The sequence below is a fragment of the Paenibacillus sp. BT-177 genome, assembly GCF_025846815.2.
GTDB classification, from domain to species: Bacteria; Bacillota; Bacilli; order Paenibacillales; family Paenibacillaceae; genus Paenibacillus; species Paenibacillus polymyxa_C.
In genome coordinates this window covers 212769-228040 of record NZ_JAOYTP010000006.1, presented here as the reverse complement: position 1 = coordinate 228040, position 15272 = coordinate 212769, and the positions used below count along the sequence as shown (strand labels likewise).

Genomic DNA, 15272 nt, shown 5'->3' with positions numbered 1-15272 from the left:
GCAGCCCCCTCCCTGACAGACCCGTTCTCCAAAAACACAACGGTTCAATTTAACTATATATTGTCACTCAAATGTGAACATGAAATGATGCAACATCCTGATATATGTAAAGTATAATTCAATCACATCTGTAAAGGAAATTCAGCGATAATATAGCAAAAACAGACCTCCCGGGTCTATCAGAAGGCCTGCTCCACATGTTATTGTCAGTCCTGTGGGTTTTTAAAGTGTGCCGAATAAATAAACAAAAACACAATCGCCACCACGATAATGATCGGCGACTCATACATGATCGTAAAATGCTCGAAAGCAACCACTCTAACTCACCCTTTCTTTCCCGCTTGTCCTCTTACATACTTTGCATCGAACAGGAACAATCTCAAAATCAGGATCAGCGAAGGAATCAGCACTAGCAGACCCGCAACAAACGCCGTAATCAATGCATATGCCATCGTAGAGTTCGTAAAGCTGTCATATACATTAATGTAGGGATACAGAACATACGGAAGATGTGACCGGCCATAGCCATACCAGGCAAATGCAAATTGCAGCATCACTAGGATAAAGGAGATACCCAAATGGCGCCGCTGCCAGACCAGATAGACTGCCCCTACAAAGCATATGAAGGATGCGACAAACATCCAGGCCATACTGAGCATATTGGAAAAATGGTCCGGATTTTGTTTGTTAATCTGAAAAAATGCGAACAAACTCGCCAAAATCGTAGGAGCACTCCAGAGCAACGCGTACCCTCGTACAATTTCGAAAGCGACCTTGTCCCCTGCCCTTTTGGCATAAAAGCACAAAAACATCGCCGATATATACAATACACTCACCAGCGCCAGAATAATAACCGCCCACGTGTAAGGGTTGCTTAATAGCTGACCCCATTGAAGATGAACACCTGTGCTGTTTTCCAAAATAATGCCGCCTTCCGAAATAGCGAGGACCGTCGACAGTGCCGCGGGAATCAGTAATCCAGTCGCACCGTACAACGCCATGTAGACGATATTATTTTTACCCGAATGCCCATACGTATTGTAAGCATAATATACTCCCCGGATCGCGAGCAGCACGATTGCAATACTACCGGGAACGAGTAACGCCGTCCCATAGTAATAAGCTGCATCCGGGAAAAAACCGTTCAATCCCACCACAAAAAAGATGAGAAATACGTTCGTAACCTCCCATACTGGAGACAGATACCGTTGAATGATGTTGTGGATTTTGTTCTGGTGGCCTGTCAGCACACTGTAAAAGCTGAAAAAGCCTGCACCAAAATCAATGGATGCCACAAGCAAATATCCAAACAGGAAGGTCCACAAAATGGCGATGCCTACAATTTCATAGTTCACTTGCCTTCAGCCCCTTCCAGGCCCAGCTGTCTTATCTCTTCCACGGCATCCTTATTACGGAATAGTTTGCTGAGTACCTTGATGGCCGAGAAGCACAACACCAGATACAAAATAACAAACAACACTAGCATCCACCCAACACTTGTAGAAGTAGTTGCTGCTTCGGACACCTTCATATATCCGCGTAAAATCCACGGCTGTCTGCCGACCTCCGCAAACATCCAGCCCAGCTCAATAGCTACCATCGCCATCGGTCCGACCAGAATGAGCGCTAACAGCAGCCATCTGGGGTAGGGTTTGCGACCTGGCAAACGCTTGCGGATCAGATATAGCAGTGGGATGACGAGAATCAGCACTCCTGTGGTGATCTTGAGGTCAAACATATAATGAATAGACAGCGGCGGACGCTCCTCCACCGGATAGTCATTTAACCCCTTAACCTCCGTACTAGGCAAATTCCCGGCCAACACACTAAGTGCATAAGGCACTTTCAGAGCGTATTTGATTTCACCGTTTTCATCCATAAAGCCACCATATACAAAGGGGGCGTGCGTCATCGTATCAAAATGCCATTCGGCGGCAGCCAGCTTCTCCGGCTGATATTTGGCCAGAAATTTACCGGATGCGTCTCCAATCATCACTGTACTGATGGCAAACACAATGGTACAGGTGGCCGTCAGCTTCAGCGCCTTTTTAAAATAAGGGTGATTACGCCCTCGCAGCATGCTGTAAGCAGCCAGCCCCATCAGCACCCCTGCGCTCAATGTATACGAGGAAGCCAGTACATGAGACACTTTGGTCGGCGTGGCAGGGTTTAGCATAGCCTCGATGGGATGAATATTGGTCATGACTCCATTTTTGAGTGTAAAGCCTTGAGGTTGGTTCATGAACGAGTTCACAGTCGTAATAAAAACCGCTGATGCAGACGAGGCAATCGCTACCGGGATGAGCAGCATTAAGTGAAAATATTTACTTTTAAACCGATCCCAAGTATACAAGTAGATGCCTAGGAATATTGCTTCGATAAAAAAAGCAAACGTCTCTAAAAACAGGGGCAGTGCAATCGCTTGTCCAGCCACCCGCATAAAGGTAGGCCAAAGCAAGCTGAGCTGCAGACCAATGGAGGTGCCTGTAACGACACCCACGGCAACAGTGATGACAAACCCTCGCGCCCATCTCCGGGCCAGTAGTGTATAATGCGGATCACCGGTTCGCAGCCCGCGCCATTCTGCAAGTGCAATCATTAAAGGTACACCAACGCCGATGGATGCAAATACGATATGAACAAACAGGGTAATCCCGGTCAGCATCCGGCTTAGCAATACAGGGTCCAGTGAAGACAAATGGGTTTCACTCCTTCATTTCACATTTTTAATAGGGAAAACTTCGAAATCACTCTTGATTACCAACTAGGGAGTCAAGCGAGCTATGCTTTTAATTACGGCATATAGCATAATGGCCGCAATTACTATACATACAATAATGAGCGTTCTTTCTTGCTTGCGGAACATAGGAACGCCTCCTTCACTTATCTATTGGCGCAATTTGGTAACCTACTCACAGTTTGGTTCATTCAACTGATTTTTAACCCTGCTTCTGTATGGAATGTGGCAGTATTTCTTGCTAGATATTGTCTTTTGCATGGCAATACGTTATATTATTTATAGTTAGATAACCTAATTATATGAAAAGAGTGAACTTATGCCGCCAAAACAAAGTAAGCGGGACACCGTCCAGCAGTCTCTTCCTCGTCTGGGACCCGAACCTTATCTGGAGTTAATGGATCAAACTGCCCTTGCAGAAACGGATCGGCAACTTGCCCGTATTGGTCTCTTTTTGCTATGGACCAGTGATAATACGCTCGACGCAATAGATTTGGATCTAGCTGCTTACGGCCTGACAGAGAGTAAGCTAGATTTATTGTTGCTGTTGACACTGCACCAATCTCAGGCCCAGATGAGCCCTTCTATGATTGCCGACCGTCTAGGCATCCGACGTGCATCTGCAACATCCCTCCTGGATTGGACTGAGCAACGAGGATGGATTATCAGAGAACATAATTCTACAGATCGGCGCAAAATTCATGTACGCATTACAGAAGCGGGTTCTCGCCTTGTACAGCAGGTGCTTCCTGTATTTTGGTCTTCTTGTGCTTCCCTAGCGAGTATTTTGGAGCCCGAGGAGCAGATTATTTTCTCGCGAATTATAGAAAAAATCCATCATCATATGGAAGATAAACTGGGGGTGGGCAGATAAATTTTTTTAAACATATAATTAGGTTATCTAATATATTTAATTGTATATATTTAATAAGTTACTTATTTGAAGATTAAGGAGTGTTCCATTGATGAGTAAATTACGAACTAATGATAGCGTTATACAGAAGGAAAATGTTGCTCTCCCTTATGCATGGATGATTGTAATCCTATGCTGGTCAGCGGTTGCCGTGATGTCCAGCCTGTATGTAACGATCCCTTTGGTCCCTCTCTTTGCTAAAGTATTTGGAAAAACGCTAGCTGAAGCAGCTCTGCCGGGAAGTATCTTTTCCTTAGGATTTGCGGCGGGATGTCTTATTTATGGAGGATTGTCTGATCGCTTTGGACGCAAGCAGGTTATCGTTGCCGGACTGCTCGCATTGACGATCCTTTCGTTATCTCTCGGCTTAACCAGTCAGTATTCTGTATTAGTTGTGCTTCGCTTGCTGCAGGGTTTGGCGGCAGCTACCTTTTCCCCCGTTGCTCTCGCATACGCCGTAGATATGTTTCCGACTGAAAAACGGGTAACGGCTATCGGCTTTATCAGCACTGGTTTTCTAGTGGCAGGTATTGCCGGACAGGTATTTAGTATTGTTATCAGCGAACAAACCGGATGGAATATGGTATTTCAGATGCTAGGTATTGTGTACGGAATCACCTTCCTGATCGTTCTTTTTTTCCTGCCTAAAGCTCCCTCTCCGCAACGAGGGGTTCGCATTTGGGCAGCCTTCGGTCAGTTGGGGACCGTTCTGCGTTCGTATCCTTTATGGTTAAGCTACACGATCGCTTTTGTTCTTCTGATGTCATTTGTGAGCATGTATACGGTTTTGGGAAGCTACCTTGGCAGTCCCGAATTTGGCCTGAATAGCACACAGATGCTATATGTCAGATCCGCTGGCATCATCGGCATGCTTCTCTCACCCTTCGCCGGAAAACTGGCCCTGAAGTTCGATGTTCACCTTTTACTACGTACAGCTCTTCTTCTTTCCATTCTCAGCTTGGCGCTGATGGGAATGACGCATTCTCTAATAGCTATCGTGGTATTAAGTGTATGTTTTGTCAGTGGCATTGCCCTGAGTGTCCCTTCACTTATTGCAATAGTTGGCCAGCTCGGCGGTACAGCAAGGGCCATAGCCGTCTCACTGTATACCTTCATTCTGTTTGCCGGTACGAGTCTAGCACCTATGCTTTCCATTCGTTTGATGGGAAATGGCGGCAATCAGATGACTACGTTTATGCTGCTGGCGGCAGTTCTGTCTGTGGGATTTATCGCTTCTCTCCTGATCCATCAGAAGCAAAATGATTCGTTGAAGCGGAATGCATAGTACAGCACCATCCCGCTACTCCGTTTCCCTGTGACTTTTTTGAGTTCGGCCCATATAGCTGTTTTTATTCAAACAACCTCCATATCCATCAGGTATACTTATATCAATAATGTGATATATGTCATTGTATTTTCTTCGTAAATAAAAACTCTCTCTTTGGAGACATACACAGAATGAGGTACAATACAGATAAGCTATATATGATATATGGAGAACTTTTGAACAGGAGGCTGTACCGAGCTATGAAGATAACATCTATCGAGCCAACTCCCAGTCCGAACACCATGATGCTGCATCTGGATGAGCGACTGGAAGCGGGTATCCGCAGAACATATACACGAGACAATGAGCGCTCCGCTCCCCCATTTATCCGGCGTATGCTGGCGATTGAAGGGGTCAAAAGCGTGTTTCACACGACCGATTTTGTAGCCCTTGACCGTAAAGGAAATGCGGATTGGTCTACTATTCTGGGTCAAGTCCGGGATCAGCTAGGCGAGGAAGGTGCTGACGCAAACTGGGATTTACCGGAGGAAACCTCTGGGGAAGCGTTTGGGGAAGCACAGGTTTTTGTACAATTTTTCCGCGGTCTTCCCATGCAAATTAGGGTTAAGGCAGGACAGCAGGAGGAACGAATTTCCTTGTCCGACCGCTTCGTGCAAGCCGTTACCCGCGTGGCAAGTGCAACACTGATCAAAGAACGCAAGCTGAGTGATTACGGCGTCCGTTACGGTGAACTGCCGGATATTGCCCGCGAGGTTGAGCAGGAATTGGAGGCAGCCTTTCCGCAGGATCGGCTGGAACAAATTATCCAGCAGGCGATTGCCCACGGCGCGGACAACAGCGAATTCGTGGAGGAACGCCGCGAGTGGAGCGATGCCGAGCTGAAGCAGGCTCTTCAACACGAAGACTGGCGCACACGCTACGCTGCGCTGGATCGGCTGGAGCCGACGCCTGAGCATTTGCCGTTGATCCGGCAAGCGCTACATGACGACAAAATGCAGCTACGGCGGCTGGGAGTCGTCTATCTGGGCGATATTCGTTCACCGGAGGCAATGGAACTGCTGTTCGAGGCGCTGCGCGATCCTTCAGCGGCAGTACGCCGCACTGCTGGCGACACGTTGTCGGACATTGGCGATCCCGTCGCTACCAGCGCTATGATCGGAGCCCTGTCGGACAGCAGCAAGCTGGTTCGCTGGCGTGCAGCCCGTTTTCTATACGAGGTTGGAACCGAGGATGCGCGTGATGCGCTGGAGAAGGCCGTCGATGACCCCGAATTTGAGGTCAGTCTGCAAGCTAAAATGGCACTGGAGCGCATCGAATCAGGCGAACAAGCCGCAGGTACGGTTTGGCAGCAGATGGCCAAGCGGAACTCTTGATTTAAGAATCGATAAGTGGATTTTCAAAAAATTGTCGATTGTCAGAAAGTGTACAGGTACGATATACTGTAGTTCGCTATACAATAAAATATCATGTCATACACCTCATCAACCTGTTTTATGATGAGGTAGAGGTCGCGGATGTAATCAGTACACTGGAGGAGACGCCAAGAGCCGTCTGAGATTCCAGTAGAAAGGTACACCCGCCGAAGTATGCGGAGCTGACTCTTTGTAAATACTCCGTATGCTGGGGCTGCTAACCGAAAGGAGCAGAACTGTCACGCGATGTCCTAACACAGACAACGTGTGTTGAGCTATCTTGTTATAGAAGAAGGTATGGTGCGGAATGCATAGACAAGACCGCAGGCGTATTCCCTGCGGTCTTTTGATTTATATACTCCCCCTCCTTCTGGCTCTTGCCCTGACATGAAATACAATTTCATGAAGGAGTGTTTGAACGTGCAACACAAAGCAACATCTGACGCAACCTTGCGTAAAAGTCTCAAAGCCCGTCATATGACGATGATCGCCCTCGGCGGCTCTATCGGAACAGGGCTATTCCTTGCCAGTGGAGGTGCGGTCGCCGAAGCTGGACCCGGCGGTGCCCTGCTGGCTTATGCAGCAGTTGGCCTCATGGTCTACTTCTTAATGACCAGCCTCGGTGAGCTGGCTACGTTTATGCCTGAATCCGGCTCTTTTAATACCTATGCAGGTCGCTTCGTTGATCCGGCTTTTGGTTTCGCCATGGGCTGGAACTTCTGGTACAACTGGGCAGTGACGATTGCTGCCGAATTGGCAGCAGCGACCGTGCTCATCAAATACTGGTTTCCAGAAAGTCACTCTGCTTGGTGGAGTCTGTTATTCTTGGCCATAATCTTCTTGCTGAACGCGTTGACGGTCAAAGGCTACGGTGAGTCCGAATACTGGTTCGCCATGATTAAAATTGTGACTGTAATCATCTTTTTGGCCGTAGGGGTGCTGATGATTTTCGGCATCATGGGTGGTCCTGCGGTGGGCTTTGCCAACTTCACGGTAGGAGATGCCCCGTTCCATGGTGGATTCTTCGCCGTATTGGGCGTGTTTATGGCTGCGGGCTTTTCCTTTCAGGGAACCGAGCTGATTGGGGTAGCCGCTGGCGAAAGCGAAAATCCGCGTGACAATGTGCCACGTGCCATCCGCCAAATCTTTTGGCGTATCTTGTTCTTTTATATTCTCGCGATTCTCGTTATTGGTTTGATCATTCCATATACGAATCCGAATCTGTTGCGGGGAGATATCAGTGATATCGGAGTCAGTCCGTTCACGCTCGTATTTGAAAAAGCAGGGCTTGCCATTGCTGCCTCAGTCATGAACGCCGTTATTTTGACCTCCGTATTGTCGGCAGGCAACTCGGGTATGTATGCAGCGACTCGGGTACTGTACGCTTTGGCGCGGGAAGGTAAAGCCCCCCGTTTCCTTGGGCGTATCAATCGACGCGGCATTCCTATGAATGCACTTCTGATTACGACTGCTGTTGGTATGCTGGCTTTTCTCGCCTCCCTGTATGGAGACGGTGTAGTCTATAACTGGCTGCTCAATGCCTCTGGAATGTGCGGATTTATTACGTGGGTTGGGATTGCCGTCAGCCACTATCGTTTCCGCCGTGCCTTTACTGCCCAGGGTCACAGTCTGAGTGAGCTTCCCTACAAAGCCCGCTGGTTCCCGTTTGGACCGTTGTTCGCCTTTGCTCTATGTATCATTGTCATTATCGGGCAAGGGACGGATGCCTTCACCGGACAGGAGATTGACTGGAAAACGATGATCGCTACGTATATGAGTGTACCGCTGTTCCTTCTGCTGTGGCTTGGCTACAAATGGATCAAACGTACTAAAATCGTTCCGCTAAAAGAATGTGATTTGAGTTCAAATCCGTCTTCGGATAAATAATAGAACACAGAGATAAAAAGCCCGTCTCCACATATCAGGGAAAACACGCTGGTACACCTGGTCCCAAGACCATTATCCGCATGTTCCCCTGTATATGCCCGGAGACGGGCTTTTTCTTTTTCTGTTTATTTGGAAGAAGCAGCTACTTCAGCTGATAAAGACATAGATAAGGCACGACGACTAAAAATACCGTATATAACAGCAATCAGCGTCAACACCGCTGAAAACAAGTACAAATTAACGATACCCAAATGATCTGCAATCCAGCCCATTAAAAGCAGCGAAATACAAAACGTCAGGCTTGTCAGCGTAGCCTGGGCGGACAGCACCTTGGGCAAATCATGTACCGACACACTCATTTGCATCATCGTGCGGCGGGAGACGACCGACATTTCCGCAGGTAGTCCCATCAACAGCACGATAAGCAGCGTTAGTGGCGGTAATGTGTTCAGTGCATACCAAGCCGTCAGCAGCCCGTAGCCTGCCATCCCTGCCAGCATAGCGGGCAGCAGTCTGCGCTGCAAATGCTTGACACAGGCAAGGACTACGATGCCACCACCAATCGCACCTGCAAAATACGCCGCATTAATGTATCCCCACCATGCCTCGCTCTTGTGCAAAACCTGCTGAGCGAAGGCAAGCGTGAACGCGCCTACCCAAACCGAACCCCCCAGCAGGTCAATCATATCCATAAAAATAAGAGCCTTCAATCTGCGACTGGTTCCGATGAGACTCCAGCCTTCACGCAGTATTTCTTTTTTACGTTTAGGAGGCACCGCTGGGCTCTCTGATTCCGGACCATACAGCTTATCTTCCAACTGCGCTGGAGGCAAGTCATGTTGCCCTTGTCCCGGCTCGGTTACAACCTCAGAAGCCAAGGAATCCCCATTTTGTACCCTTGTTCCAGGCTGAAGCAAATAATGAGCTTTGCCCTCTAGGGGATCTCGAATCAAGCTGGTGAAGATCAGCGCTATCAAATACAGACCGCCAGCCACCAGCAATGTTTTTTCCGAGCCCAGCATAGCTACGAGCACACCACTAAGCCCCCACCCTGCTAATTGCACCGTCTGATCGCTGACCGATACCAAACTGTTTGCCCGCATGAGTCCTTCCCCGGAAGCAAGGCGGGGAATCAGCGCATTGCGCGCAGGTGTAGTCCAGCCGTCCAGAAAGGACATGGCTGCCACCAACGCGAACACAATCACCCATACGGGCTCTGTGCCCGCTGACCATAAGTGTCCCAGCAGAAAAGCGAAGAAAGCCAGTTGTCCAAACTGGGAAACGAATAAAATAAAAGGAAGCTGGAATCGGGCCAAAATGAGCGGTGCTAAAAAGCCGCTGATCATCTGCGCCCCCATCCGCAGCAACGGAACAAGCACCGAAGAGAAGATCGAGTCTGTTTCATGAAAGACCAAAGACACAAGTGCCATAATGTAAAGAATGTCGGCCGCATTGGACATCGTCTGCGTGCCAAGCAAATAGGTAAAGGAACGCTTGTGCATATAAATTAGAATACTCCTTTGATAATGTGGCTTTTTTACAGCCGAATAATTAAGTCCATTTCAGGGTTACCCTAAGATTGCCGGTACTTCCGAGATCCGTAATCTGATAGGAAATGGATTTTAAGCCGAGTTGGTACAAGGACTGTAAATCCTCCTTAAGACTTCGTTCCGTACCTTGATAGCCAAAAGTAATTGACGTTTCTCCCTTAGTTATCATCTTCCGAACCTGTTCCTTGATGTCAGCTGATGATTTAACCAGTCCCTTGCCGTCTTGTAACGGATATTCCAGGTTATTGTACAGTTTTTGATACACGGCAGCCTTTGCTCCTCCGGCAGCTATCAATGCCGATAACGTTTCGCGGTACGATGTGTTCGCCTGAGGGTACTGTTTCACCCACGAGTGATCCCGTCGCATTTCTGAATCCGTCAGCAGATAATATGAAGTGCTTACCTCGTTCGCGCGATCGGGGGTCGGGTCATCCCATGTCGTATCCATGTGATACCATCGGCCATCTAATAAAACAAGATTCCATGCATGCAACTGCCCTCCTGCTCTACCTTCCACAATCCGATTTGTAATCCCTGCTCGTTCGAGCATTTTATAAGCCAACAGCGAATAACCCTGGCAGACCGTGCTTCCCGTTTTCAGACCATCATAGGCTGTGTACTTTTGCTGTGCTTCATCATACTTCAGGCGAACGACGATCCAATCATGGATGGCCTTCACCTTTTCATGATCCGTCATTCCCTTCGTAATGATATCCCCCAGCACAGCTTGCACTGTGCTATCCACATATGCCGTCTGTTCCTTCGTTTCCCGGTAGCTTAAACGAATCGTAACTTGGGCGGAGGTGGTTGTGCCTGTATAGCTGAATGCGTAGCTTTTGATCGTATAATTCACATACGGATCGCTCTCCATCGCCTGTTGGATGGCTGTCTGTAACTGCTGCTTGAGACCGTTCACTCGCCCTTGATATGTAAAGGTCAGCGTTTCACTCCGCGTAGCCATTGCCTGTAAAAGCTTGTTTTGAAGCTGCTGCGATGATACGGAGGGAGCCGGCTTGACCGACGCCGCATACACATTGTTGCCCCACTCTACAGCCTGCGGCAGCAACACAGCCAGCGCTGCACCTGCAACCAGACATTTTACAAGCCTAACCCCGATTTTTCTGTTCATACAGAGCGTTCCTGCCCTTCTTAGCATAGTTGTAAACAGCTCTATCTTACCATAAAAACAGTTGCCCCAAACGCTCTAGTTTTGTCGGTTGCAGGCGGGTATGAGTGCATTTAAAGGCAGGTTGCGACACCTTACTCTGTTATATAACAGAGAGGGCTATACATAAACATGTCGTTCGCAGAGAATTTTATCACAGCAATCTAGTACTCCTCATGATATGGTACTGGCATCGGAAGTAAATGATATTGATTCTCATTCTAGATCAGAAAGGCTGAGCACCATGCCAGAATGTATCTCACTCCTTCGTACACCATTAGGTCAGACTGTGCGATTGCAATCTCTTGCCCCTCTTCACCCCTCATTGCGCCGCCGTTTAACAGACATGGGCATCAATGAAGGCTCCATTATACGCTTAAAAAAGATCAGTTTATTGGGCGGCCCGATCGTCATTGAATGCAACGGCCAGTTAGTCGGCCTCCGCCAAAATCAAGTGAAGCAACTGGAGGTCGTTCCGACATGGACATGATTGCTCTTTTCGGTAATCCTAATACAGGAAAAACCTCATTATTCAACAAGTTGACTCGTACGTATGCAGAAGTAGGAAACTGGTCCGGCGTCACTGTGGAAAAGAAAACAGGAATCCTGCGTGACAAGTCTGCCGTATTGGTGGATTTGCCGGGTGCCTACTCTTTACTCCCTCTGTCGCTGGATGAAGGCGTCGCAACCCGTTATTTGCTGGAAGAACCGCCTGCGGCGCTAATTAACATCGTGGATGCTTCCCAGCTTCAACGCAATCTATATTTGACCGTACAATTATTGGAATACGGCCGTCCGCTTGTACTCGGCTTAAACATGACCGATGTAGCCGATGCCACCGGTCTTCGGGTAAACAAGGAACTGTTGGCTGATCAATTGAACGTTCCCATTATTCCGATGGTGGCACGTACAGGTAGTGGAAGTAAGCAAATGCTTGCTTCCCTTCGAGAGGTCAGACATACATCCAATGCTTTTCAACTGGATTACGGCCCTGCCGTCGAAGCTGCTATTGCGGATATTTGCAACTTGCTGCAGCATACATCTGTGCCTCAACCCCGGTGGGCTGCACTGCAATGTCTGGAAAACAATCCAGTCGTCATGGAATGGATGACGAATGAGACACTGCGTGAGCAAGTAACTGCACGCATCCAGCGCTGCGAGGAAGAGCTTCTCAGGGAGGGGCATGCCAGCACCCCTGCTCAGCATATTCGTTCTGTAAGAACAGCATGGATTGCTGAGCTGTGCACCAAGGCAGTTGACACATCCAAACTCAGACCGCACAGCCTGACTGATAAGCTGGATGCACTGCTAACTCATCGGTACTTGGGGATTCCGATCTTTTTACTGTTAATGTACGCTACCTTTAAGTTTACCTTCGATTGGGCGGGTACCATTCTTTCAGATATGCTGGATGAATTTTTTTCAGGGACACTCAGCAGCTGGATTACTGAATTACTCGTTCACTTGAACGCGTCCGCTTTTACGCAAAGTCTAGTCGTGGACGGCATCGTGGCTGGGGTCGGGGGTGTGCTTGTTTTTCTGCCTCAAATTGCTATTTTATTTCTGATTATCTCGGTAATCGAAGACTCCGGGTATATGGCACGGGTCACGATACTCATGGATCGCTTGATGCAAGCCGTGGGCTTGAACGGAAAAAGCTTCATTCCCTTCATCATCGGATTTGGCTGTAATGTTCCGGCAATTATGGCAGCACGCACCATTGAACAACCAAGAGAACGCCTCATTACAACGTTGCTGGTACCCTTTATGTCATGCTCGGCCCGCTTGCCAGTCTATGCGTTGTTTGCAGGTGTGTTTTTCCCGTCACATGCGGCGAGCATTATCATGCTGATGTATGTGTTAGGGATCACCGTATCGCTTATACTTGCCAAAATTTTTTCCAAAGTATCTATTTTATCAGGTGAGCCCTCCCTCTTTATCGTAGAGCTCCCTCCCTATCGGGTGCCGCAGGCTCTTACATTATTTCGCAGCACATGGGAGAAGGTCAAAGGCTTCGTCCGTAAAGCCGGAACGATTATTCTTGCAGGCTCTGTAGGCATCTGGCTCTTGTCCAATTTCGGTCCGCAGGGCTTTGGCGTAGAAATGGATGACAGCCTGCTCGCTACGATTGGAGGATGGTTTGCACCTCTATTGGCTCCTCTTGGTTTTGGCACCTGGCAAGCAGGCGCGTCTCTGCTCACAGGCTTTATGGCCAAAGAGGTTATCGTATCAACCATGAATATCATTTATCATGTTCCCGATATGCAGGGACTGGAATTGCAAGTCAGTCATGCTTTTACATCGCTTGCCTCATTTAGCTTTATGGTGTTCATTCTGTTGTATGTGCCGTGTCTGGCTACGGTAGCGGTTATTCGCAAGGAGACACTCTCCTGGCGCTGGACCGCATTTTCTGTGATCTATCCTTTGACCGTGGCATATATCATCGCCGTCTTGATCTATCAGTGTGGCAGATTATTAGGTTGGGGTTAAGTCAGACCCTAGAGTATATAAAAGGAAGTGGATTCCATGGTCAATATCATTATTTTATTGGTGATCCTCGGTTACAGTGCATGGGTGCTGGTAAGATTTTTGCGAAAAAGCCGCCAAGGCGCCTGTGCTGGCTGTTCATCGAGCAAGTCATGCTCAGGCTGTGCCGTGAGCTCGGTGAATGAAGGTCATGCAAAAATGAAGAAAAGTGTTTAATCCAAAACTTATCATCCATGAAATAAGCGGCTTCGGGGATTCCTAACCCGAAGCCGCTTCTCATTTACGTTCAAAGTTCACTGTATTACCGATAGACCACCAATTGCTCACTTAGCTCCCGCGTGTGTAGATAAACTTCACGGTATAGCTCATATAAGCCTTCATACTGTGCCACACGTTCCGGATTTGGCGTATATCTTGCTGCTTCACGCAGAAAAGCTTCAGCGCACGCTTGCAGCGATTCAAACCACCCGCTACCATATGCAGCCAGCATAGCCGCTCCCAAGGCAGGCCCCTGCTCACTCTCCAGCTTGACGATATCCGCGTTAAAAATATCGGCCTGCATTTGCAGCCATGCCTCATTACGCGCACCGCCGCCAATGGAAATCACTTCATTCACCGTTTTGCCCGTGCCTCTGAGAATATCAATGGATTCCTTGAGCGAAAACGTAATTCCCTCCAGCACTGCTCGTGTAAAATGCGGAAGCTTATGCCCTGCATCCATCCCGATAAAGCTGCCTCGAATAGCTGCATCCGGATGAGGGGTACGTTCGCCCACGATATAAGGCGTGAACAACAGCCCTCGGCTGCCCGGCTCGATCGAGTTTACATCCTCCAACAGCGCATCAAAAGAATGTTCCGGAGCAAAGGTATCCTTAAACCAGGTCAAGCTATATCCGGCCGCGAGTGTAACCCCCATAATATAATAAGCATCCTGCTCACTATGATTAAAAAAATGTGCCCGTCCCTGAACGTCGATATCCTTGCGTTCCTCATAGGAAAGCACAACTCCTGAGGTGCCGATACTGCACAAGGTGCGGCCTTCGCTCAAAATGCCGGCACCAATCGCGCCACATGCGTTGTCTGCTCCACCTGCATAGACCTTGGTTTCAGGCGAAAGCCCGCTCTGTTCCGCAATCTCCGGCAATAGTGTACCCGTCTGGTCAAAGGATTCCACCAGCGGCGGGAACAGCGACAACGGCAGATCAAACGCAGCTGCGATCTCTTCGCTCCACTGCTTGTTCGCGATGTCTAGCAACAGCGTGCCTGCCGCATCCGAATACTCCATCGCCAACTCTCCTGTGAGACAGTAGCGCACATAATCTTTAGGCAGCATAAAATGGGCCGCACGAGCCAGCACGTCTGGCTCATGCTCCTGCACCCACAGCAGCTTGGGTAGCGTGAAGCCTTCCAGCGCGCGGTTGCGCGCGATACTTAGCAGCGCTGGCCCGAGCTGTTCTTCAATACGGCGGCATTGTGCCGTTGTGCGCGTGTCATTCCATAGAATAGCTGGACGAAGCACTTGGCCTTCCTTGTCAGTCAGCACAAGCCCGTGCATCTGCCCCGAAAAGCTGATGCCGTCCACAGCATCTGTTCCGGAGATTCCGGCCTTCTCTACAAGCTCTTTCAACGATGCTAACGTCCCACGCACCCAGTCTTCAGGCTGCTGTTCGCTATACCCTGCTTTCGGCTGATGAAGAGGATATGACTGAGAGGTTTCATAAGCCACCTGCCCCTTACGGTTGACCAGCACCGTTTTGACCGCACTGGTACCCAAATCCACGCCGATGACATAGCGCTCCAGCTCCTGTTTTAACTTCTCCTGCATTGGAGTTC

The 15272-nt window shown here is 48.8% G+C and carries 13 protein-coding genes and 1 riboswitch; of the genes, 7 read left to right on the top strand and 6 right to left on the bottom strand.

The window, feature by feature from the left end; translation table 11 throughout:
- Nucleotides 1–206: 206 nt before the first annotated feature.
- The 3 genes from OIU26_RS18900 to OIU26_RS18890 are packed head-to-tail and all read right to left on the bottom strand — an operon-like array spanning nucleotide 207 to nucleotide 2698.
- Nucleotides 207–317, bottom strand: coding sequence for a cytochrome bd oxidase small subunit CydS (locus tag OIU26_RS18900; protein WP_436449168.1), 111 nt, complete (start codon nucleotides 315–317; stop codon nucleotides 207–209).
- A gap of 6 nt (nucleotides 318–323) precedes the next feature.
- Nucleotides 324–1355, bottom strand: a complete 1032-nt coding sequence (locus OIU26_RS18895) for a cytochrome d ubiquinol oxidase subunit II (protein ID WP_165082532.1) — start codon at nucleotides 1353–1355, stop codon at nucleotides 324–326.
- The gene (locus OIU26_RS18890) at nucleotides 1352–2698 is read right to left on the bottom strand and encodes a cytochrome ubiquinol oxidase subunit I (RefSeq protein WP_013373071.1); all 1347 of its coding nucleotides are present in this window, start codon (nucleotides 2696–2698) and stop codon (nucleotides 1352–1354) included. Before OIU26_RS18890 ends, OIU26_RS18895 begins: the two co-directional genes overlap by 4 nt.
- Before the next feature lie 358 nt (nucleotides 2699–3056).
- Here OIU26_RS18890 and OIU26_RS18885 point away from each other — a divergent pair, with 358 nt between their 5' ends.
- The 4 genes from OIU26_RS18885 to OIU26_RS18870 all read left to right on the top strand — a co-directional run bounded on the left by OIU26_RS18885 (nucleotide 3057) and on the right by OIU26_RS18870 (nucleotide 8237).
- Nucleotides 3057–3611, top strand: a complete 555-nt coding sequence (locus OIU26_RS18885; RefSeq protein WP_264217670.1) for a MarR family transcriptional regulator — start codon at nucleotides 3057–3059, stop codon at nucleotides 3609–3611.
- A 91-nt stretch (nucleotides 3612–3702) separates the two neighbouring features.
- Nucleotides 3703–4935, top strand: coding sequence for an MFS transporter (locus tag OIU26_RS18880; protein WP_264217669.1), 1233 nt, complete (start codon nucleotides 3703–3705; stop codon nucleotides 4933–4935).
- A gap of 242 nt (nucleotides 4936–5177) precedes the next feature.
- Entirely contained in the window at nucleotides 5178–6311 is a 1134-nt protein-coding gene (locus OIU26_RS18875; protein WP_016324726.1) for a virulence factor, read from the top strand.
- Between the two features lie 121 nt (nucleotides 6312–6432).
- A riboswitch (Lysine riboswitch) is annotated at nucleotides 6433–6636 on the top strand.
- A gap of 134 nt (nucleotides 6637–6770) precedes the next feature.
- Nucleotides 6771–8237, top strand: a complete 1467-nt coding sequence (locus OIU26_RS18870) for an amino acid permease (protein WP_013373076.1) — start codon at nucleotides 6771–6773, stop codon at nucleotides 8235–8237.
- 125 nt (nucleotides 8238–8362) lie between these two features.
- Here the strand turns inward: OIU26_RS18870 and OIU26_RS18865 are convergent, their stop codons facing one another.
- Complete coding sequence (locus OIU26_RS18865; protein WP_264217668.1) at nucleotides 8363–9739, bottom strand: MFS transporter; 1377 nt, start codon at nucleotides 9737–9739, stop codon at nucleotides 8363–8365.
- Between the two features lie 49 nt (nucleotides 9740–9788).
- Nucleotides 9789–10916, bottom strand: coding sequence for a transglutaminase domain-containing protein (locus OIU26_RS18860; RefSeq protein ID WP_264217667.1), 1128 nt, complete (start codon nucleotides 10914–10916; stop codon nucleotides 9789–9791).
- A 280-nt stretch (nucleotides 10917–11196) separates the two neighbouring features.
- Between OIU26_RS18860 and OIU26_RS18855 the strand changes: the two genes are divergently transcribed.
- From OIU26_RS18855 to OIU26_RS18845, 3 genes are read left to right on the top strand one after another with little or no spacing between them, the layout of a single operon-like run.
- Nucleotides 11197–11442: a FeoA family protein gene (locus OIU26_RS18855; protein ID WP_016820309.1), complete on the top strand. Its 246-nt coding sequence runs from the start codon at nucleotides 11197–11199 to the stop codon at nucleotides 11440–11442.
- Nucleotides 11433–13442 carry a ferrous iron transport protein B gene (feoB, locus tag OIU26_RS18850; RefSeq protein WP_264217666.1) on the top strand — a complete coding sequence of 670 codons (2010 nt, stop codon included), beginning with the start codon at nucleotides 11433–11435 and terminating at the stop codon, nucleotides 13440–13442. Before OIU26_RS18855 ends, feoB begins: the two co-directional genes overlap by 10 nt.
- Before the next feature lie 36 nt (nucleotides 13443–13478).
- Nucleotides 13479–13655 (top strand): FeoB-associated Cys-rich membrane protein, encoded by a 177-nt coding sequence (locus OIU26_RS18845; protein ID WP_264217665.1) that lies wholly within the window; start codon nucleotides 13479–13481, stop codon nucleotides 13653–13655.
- Between the two features lie 85 nt (nucleotides 13656–13740).
- On the opposite strand, the gene xylB is transcribed toward OIU26_RS18845, so the two are convergent.
- Complete coding sequence (gene xylB / locus OIU26_RS18840; RefSeq protein WP_264217664.1) at nucleotides 13741–15264, bottom strand: xylulokinase; 1524 nt, start codon at nucleotides 15262–15264, stop codon at nucleotides 13741–13743.
- Nucleotides 15265–15272: the final 8 nt, after the last annotated feature.

Bases quoted from the DNA above. Each gene is read 5' to 3' on its own strand.
- OIU26_RS18885 (WP_264217670.1), top strand. From the start codon at position 3,057: ATGCCGCCAAAACAAAGTAAGCGGGACACCGTCCAGCAGTCTCTTCCT.
- OIU26_RS18880 (WP_264217669.1), top strand. From the start codon at position 3,703: ATGAGTAAATTACGAACTAATGATAGCGTTATACAGAAGGAAAATGTT.
- OIU26_RS18875 (WP_016324726.1), top strand. From the start codon at position 5,178: ATGAAGATAACATCTATCGAGCCAACTCCCAGTCCGAACACCATGATG.
- OIU26_RS18865 (WP_264217668.1), bottom strand. From the start codon at position 9,739: ATGCACAAGCGTTCCTTTACCTATTTGCTTGGCACGCAGACGATGTCC.
- OIU26_RS18860 (WP_264217667.1), bottom strand. From the start codon at position 10,916: ATGAACAGAAAAATCGGGGTTAGGCTTGTAAAATGTCTGGTTGCAGGT.
- OIU26_RS18855 (WP_016820309.1), top strand. From the start codon at position 11,197: ATGCCAGAATGTATCTCACTCCTTCGTACACCATTAGGTCAGACTGTG.
- feoB (WP_264217666.1), top strand. From the start codon at position 11,433: ATGGACATGATTGCTCTTTTCGGTAATCCTAATACAGGAAAAACCTCA.
- OIU26_RS18845 (WP_264217665.1), top strand. From the start codon at position 13,479: ATGGTCAATATCATTATTTTATTGGTGATCCTCGGTTACAGTGCATGG.
- xylB (WP_264217664.1), bottom strand. From the start codon at position 15,264: ATGCAGGAGAAGTTAAAACAGGAGCTGGAGCGCTATGTCATCGGCGTG.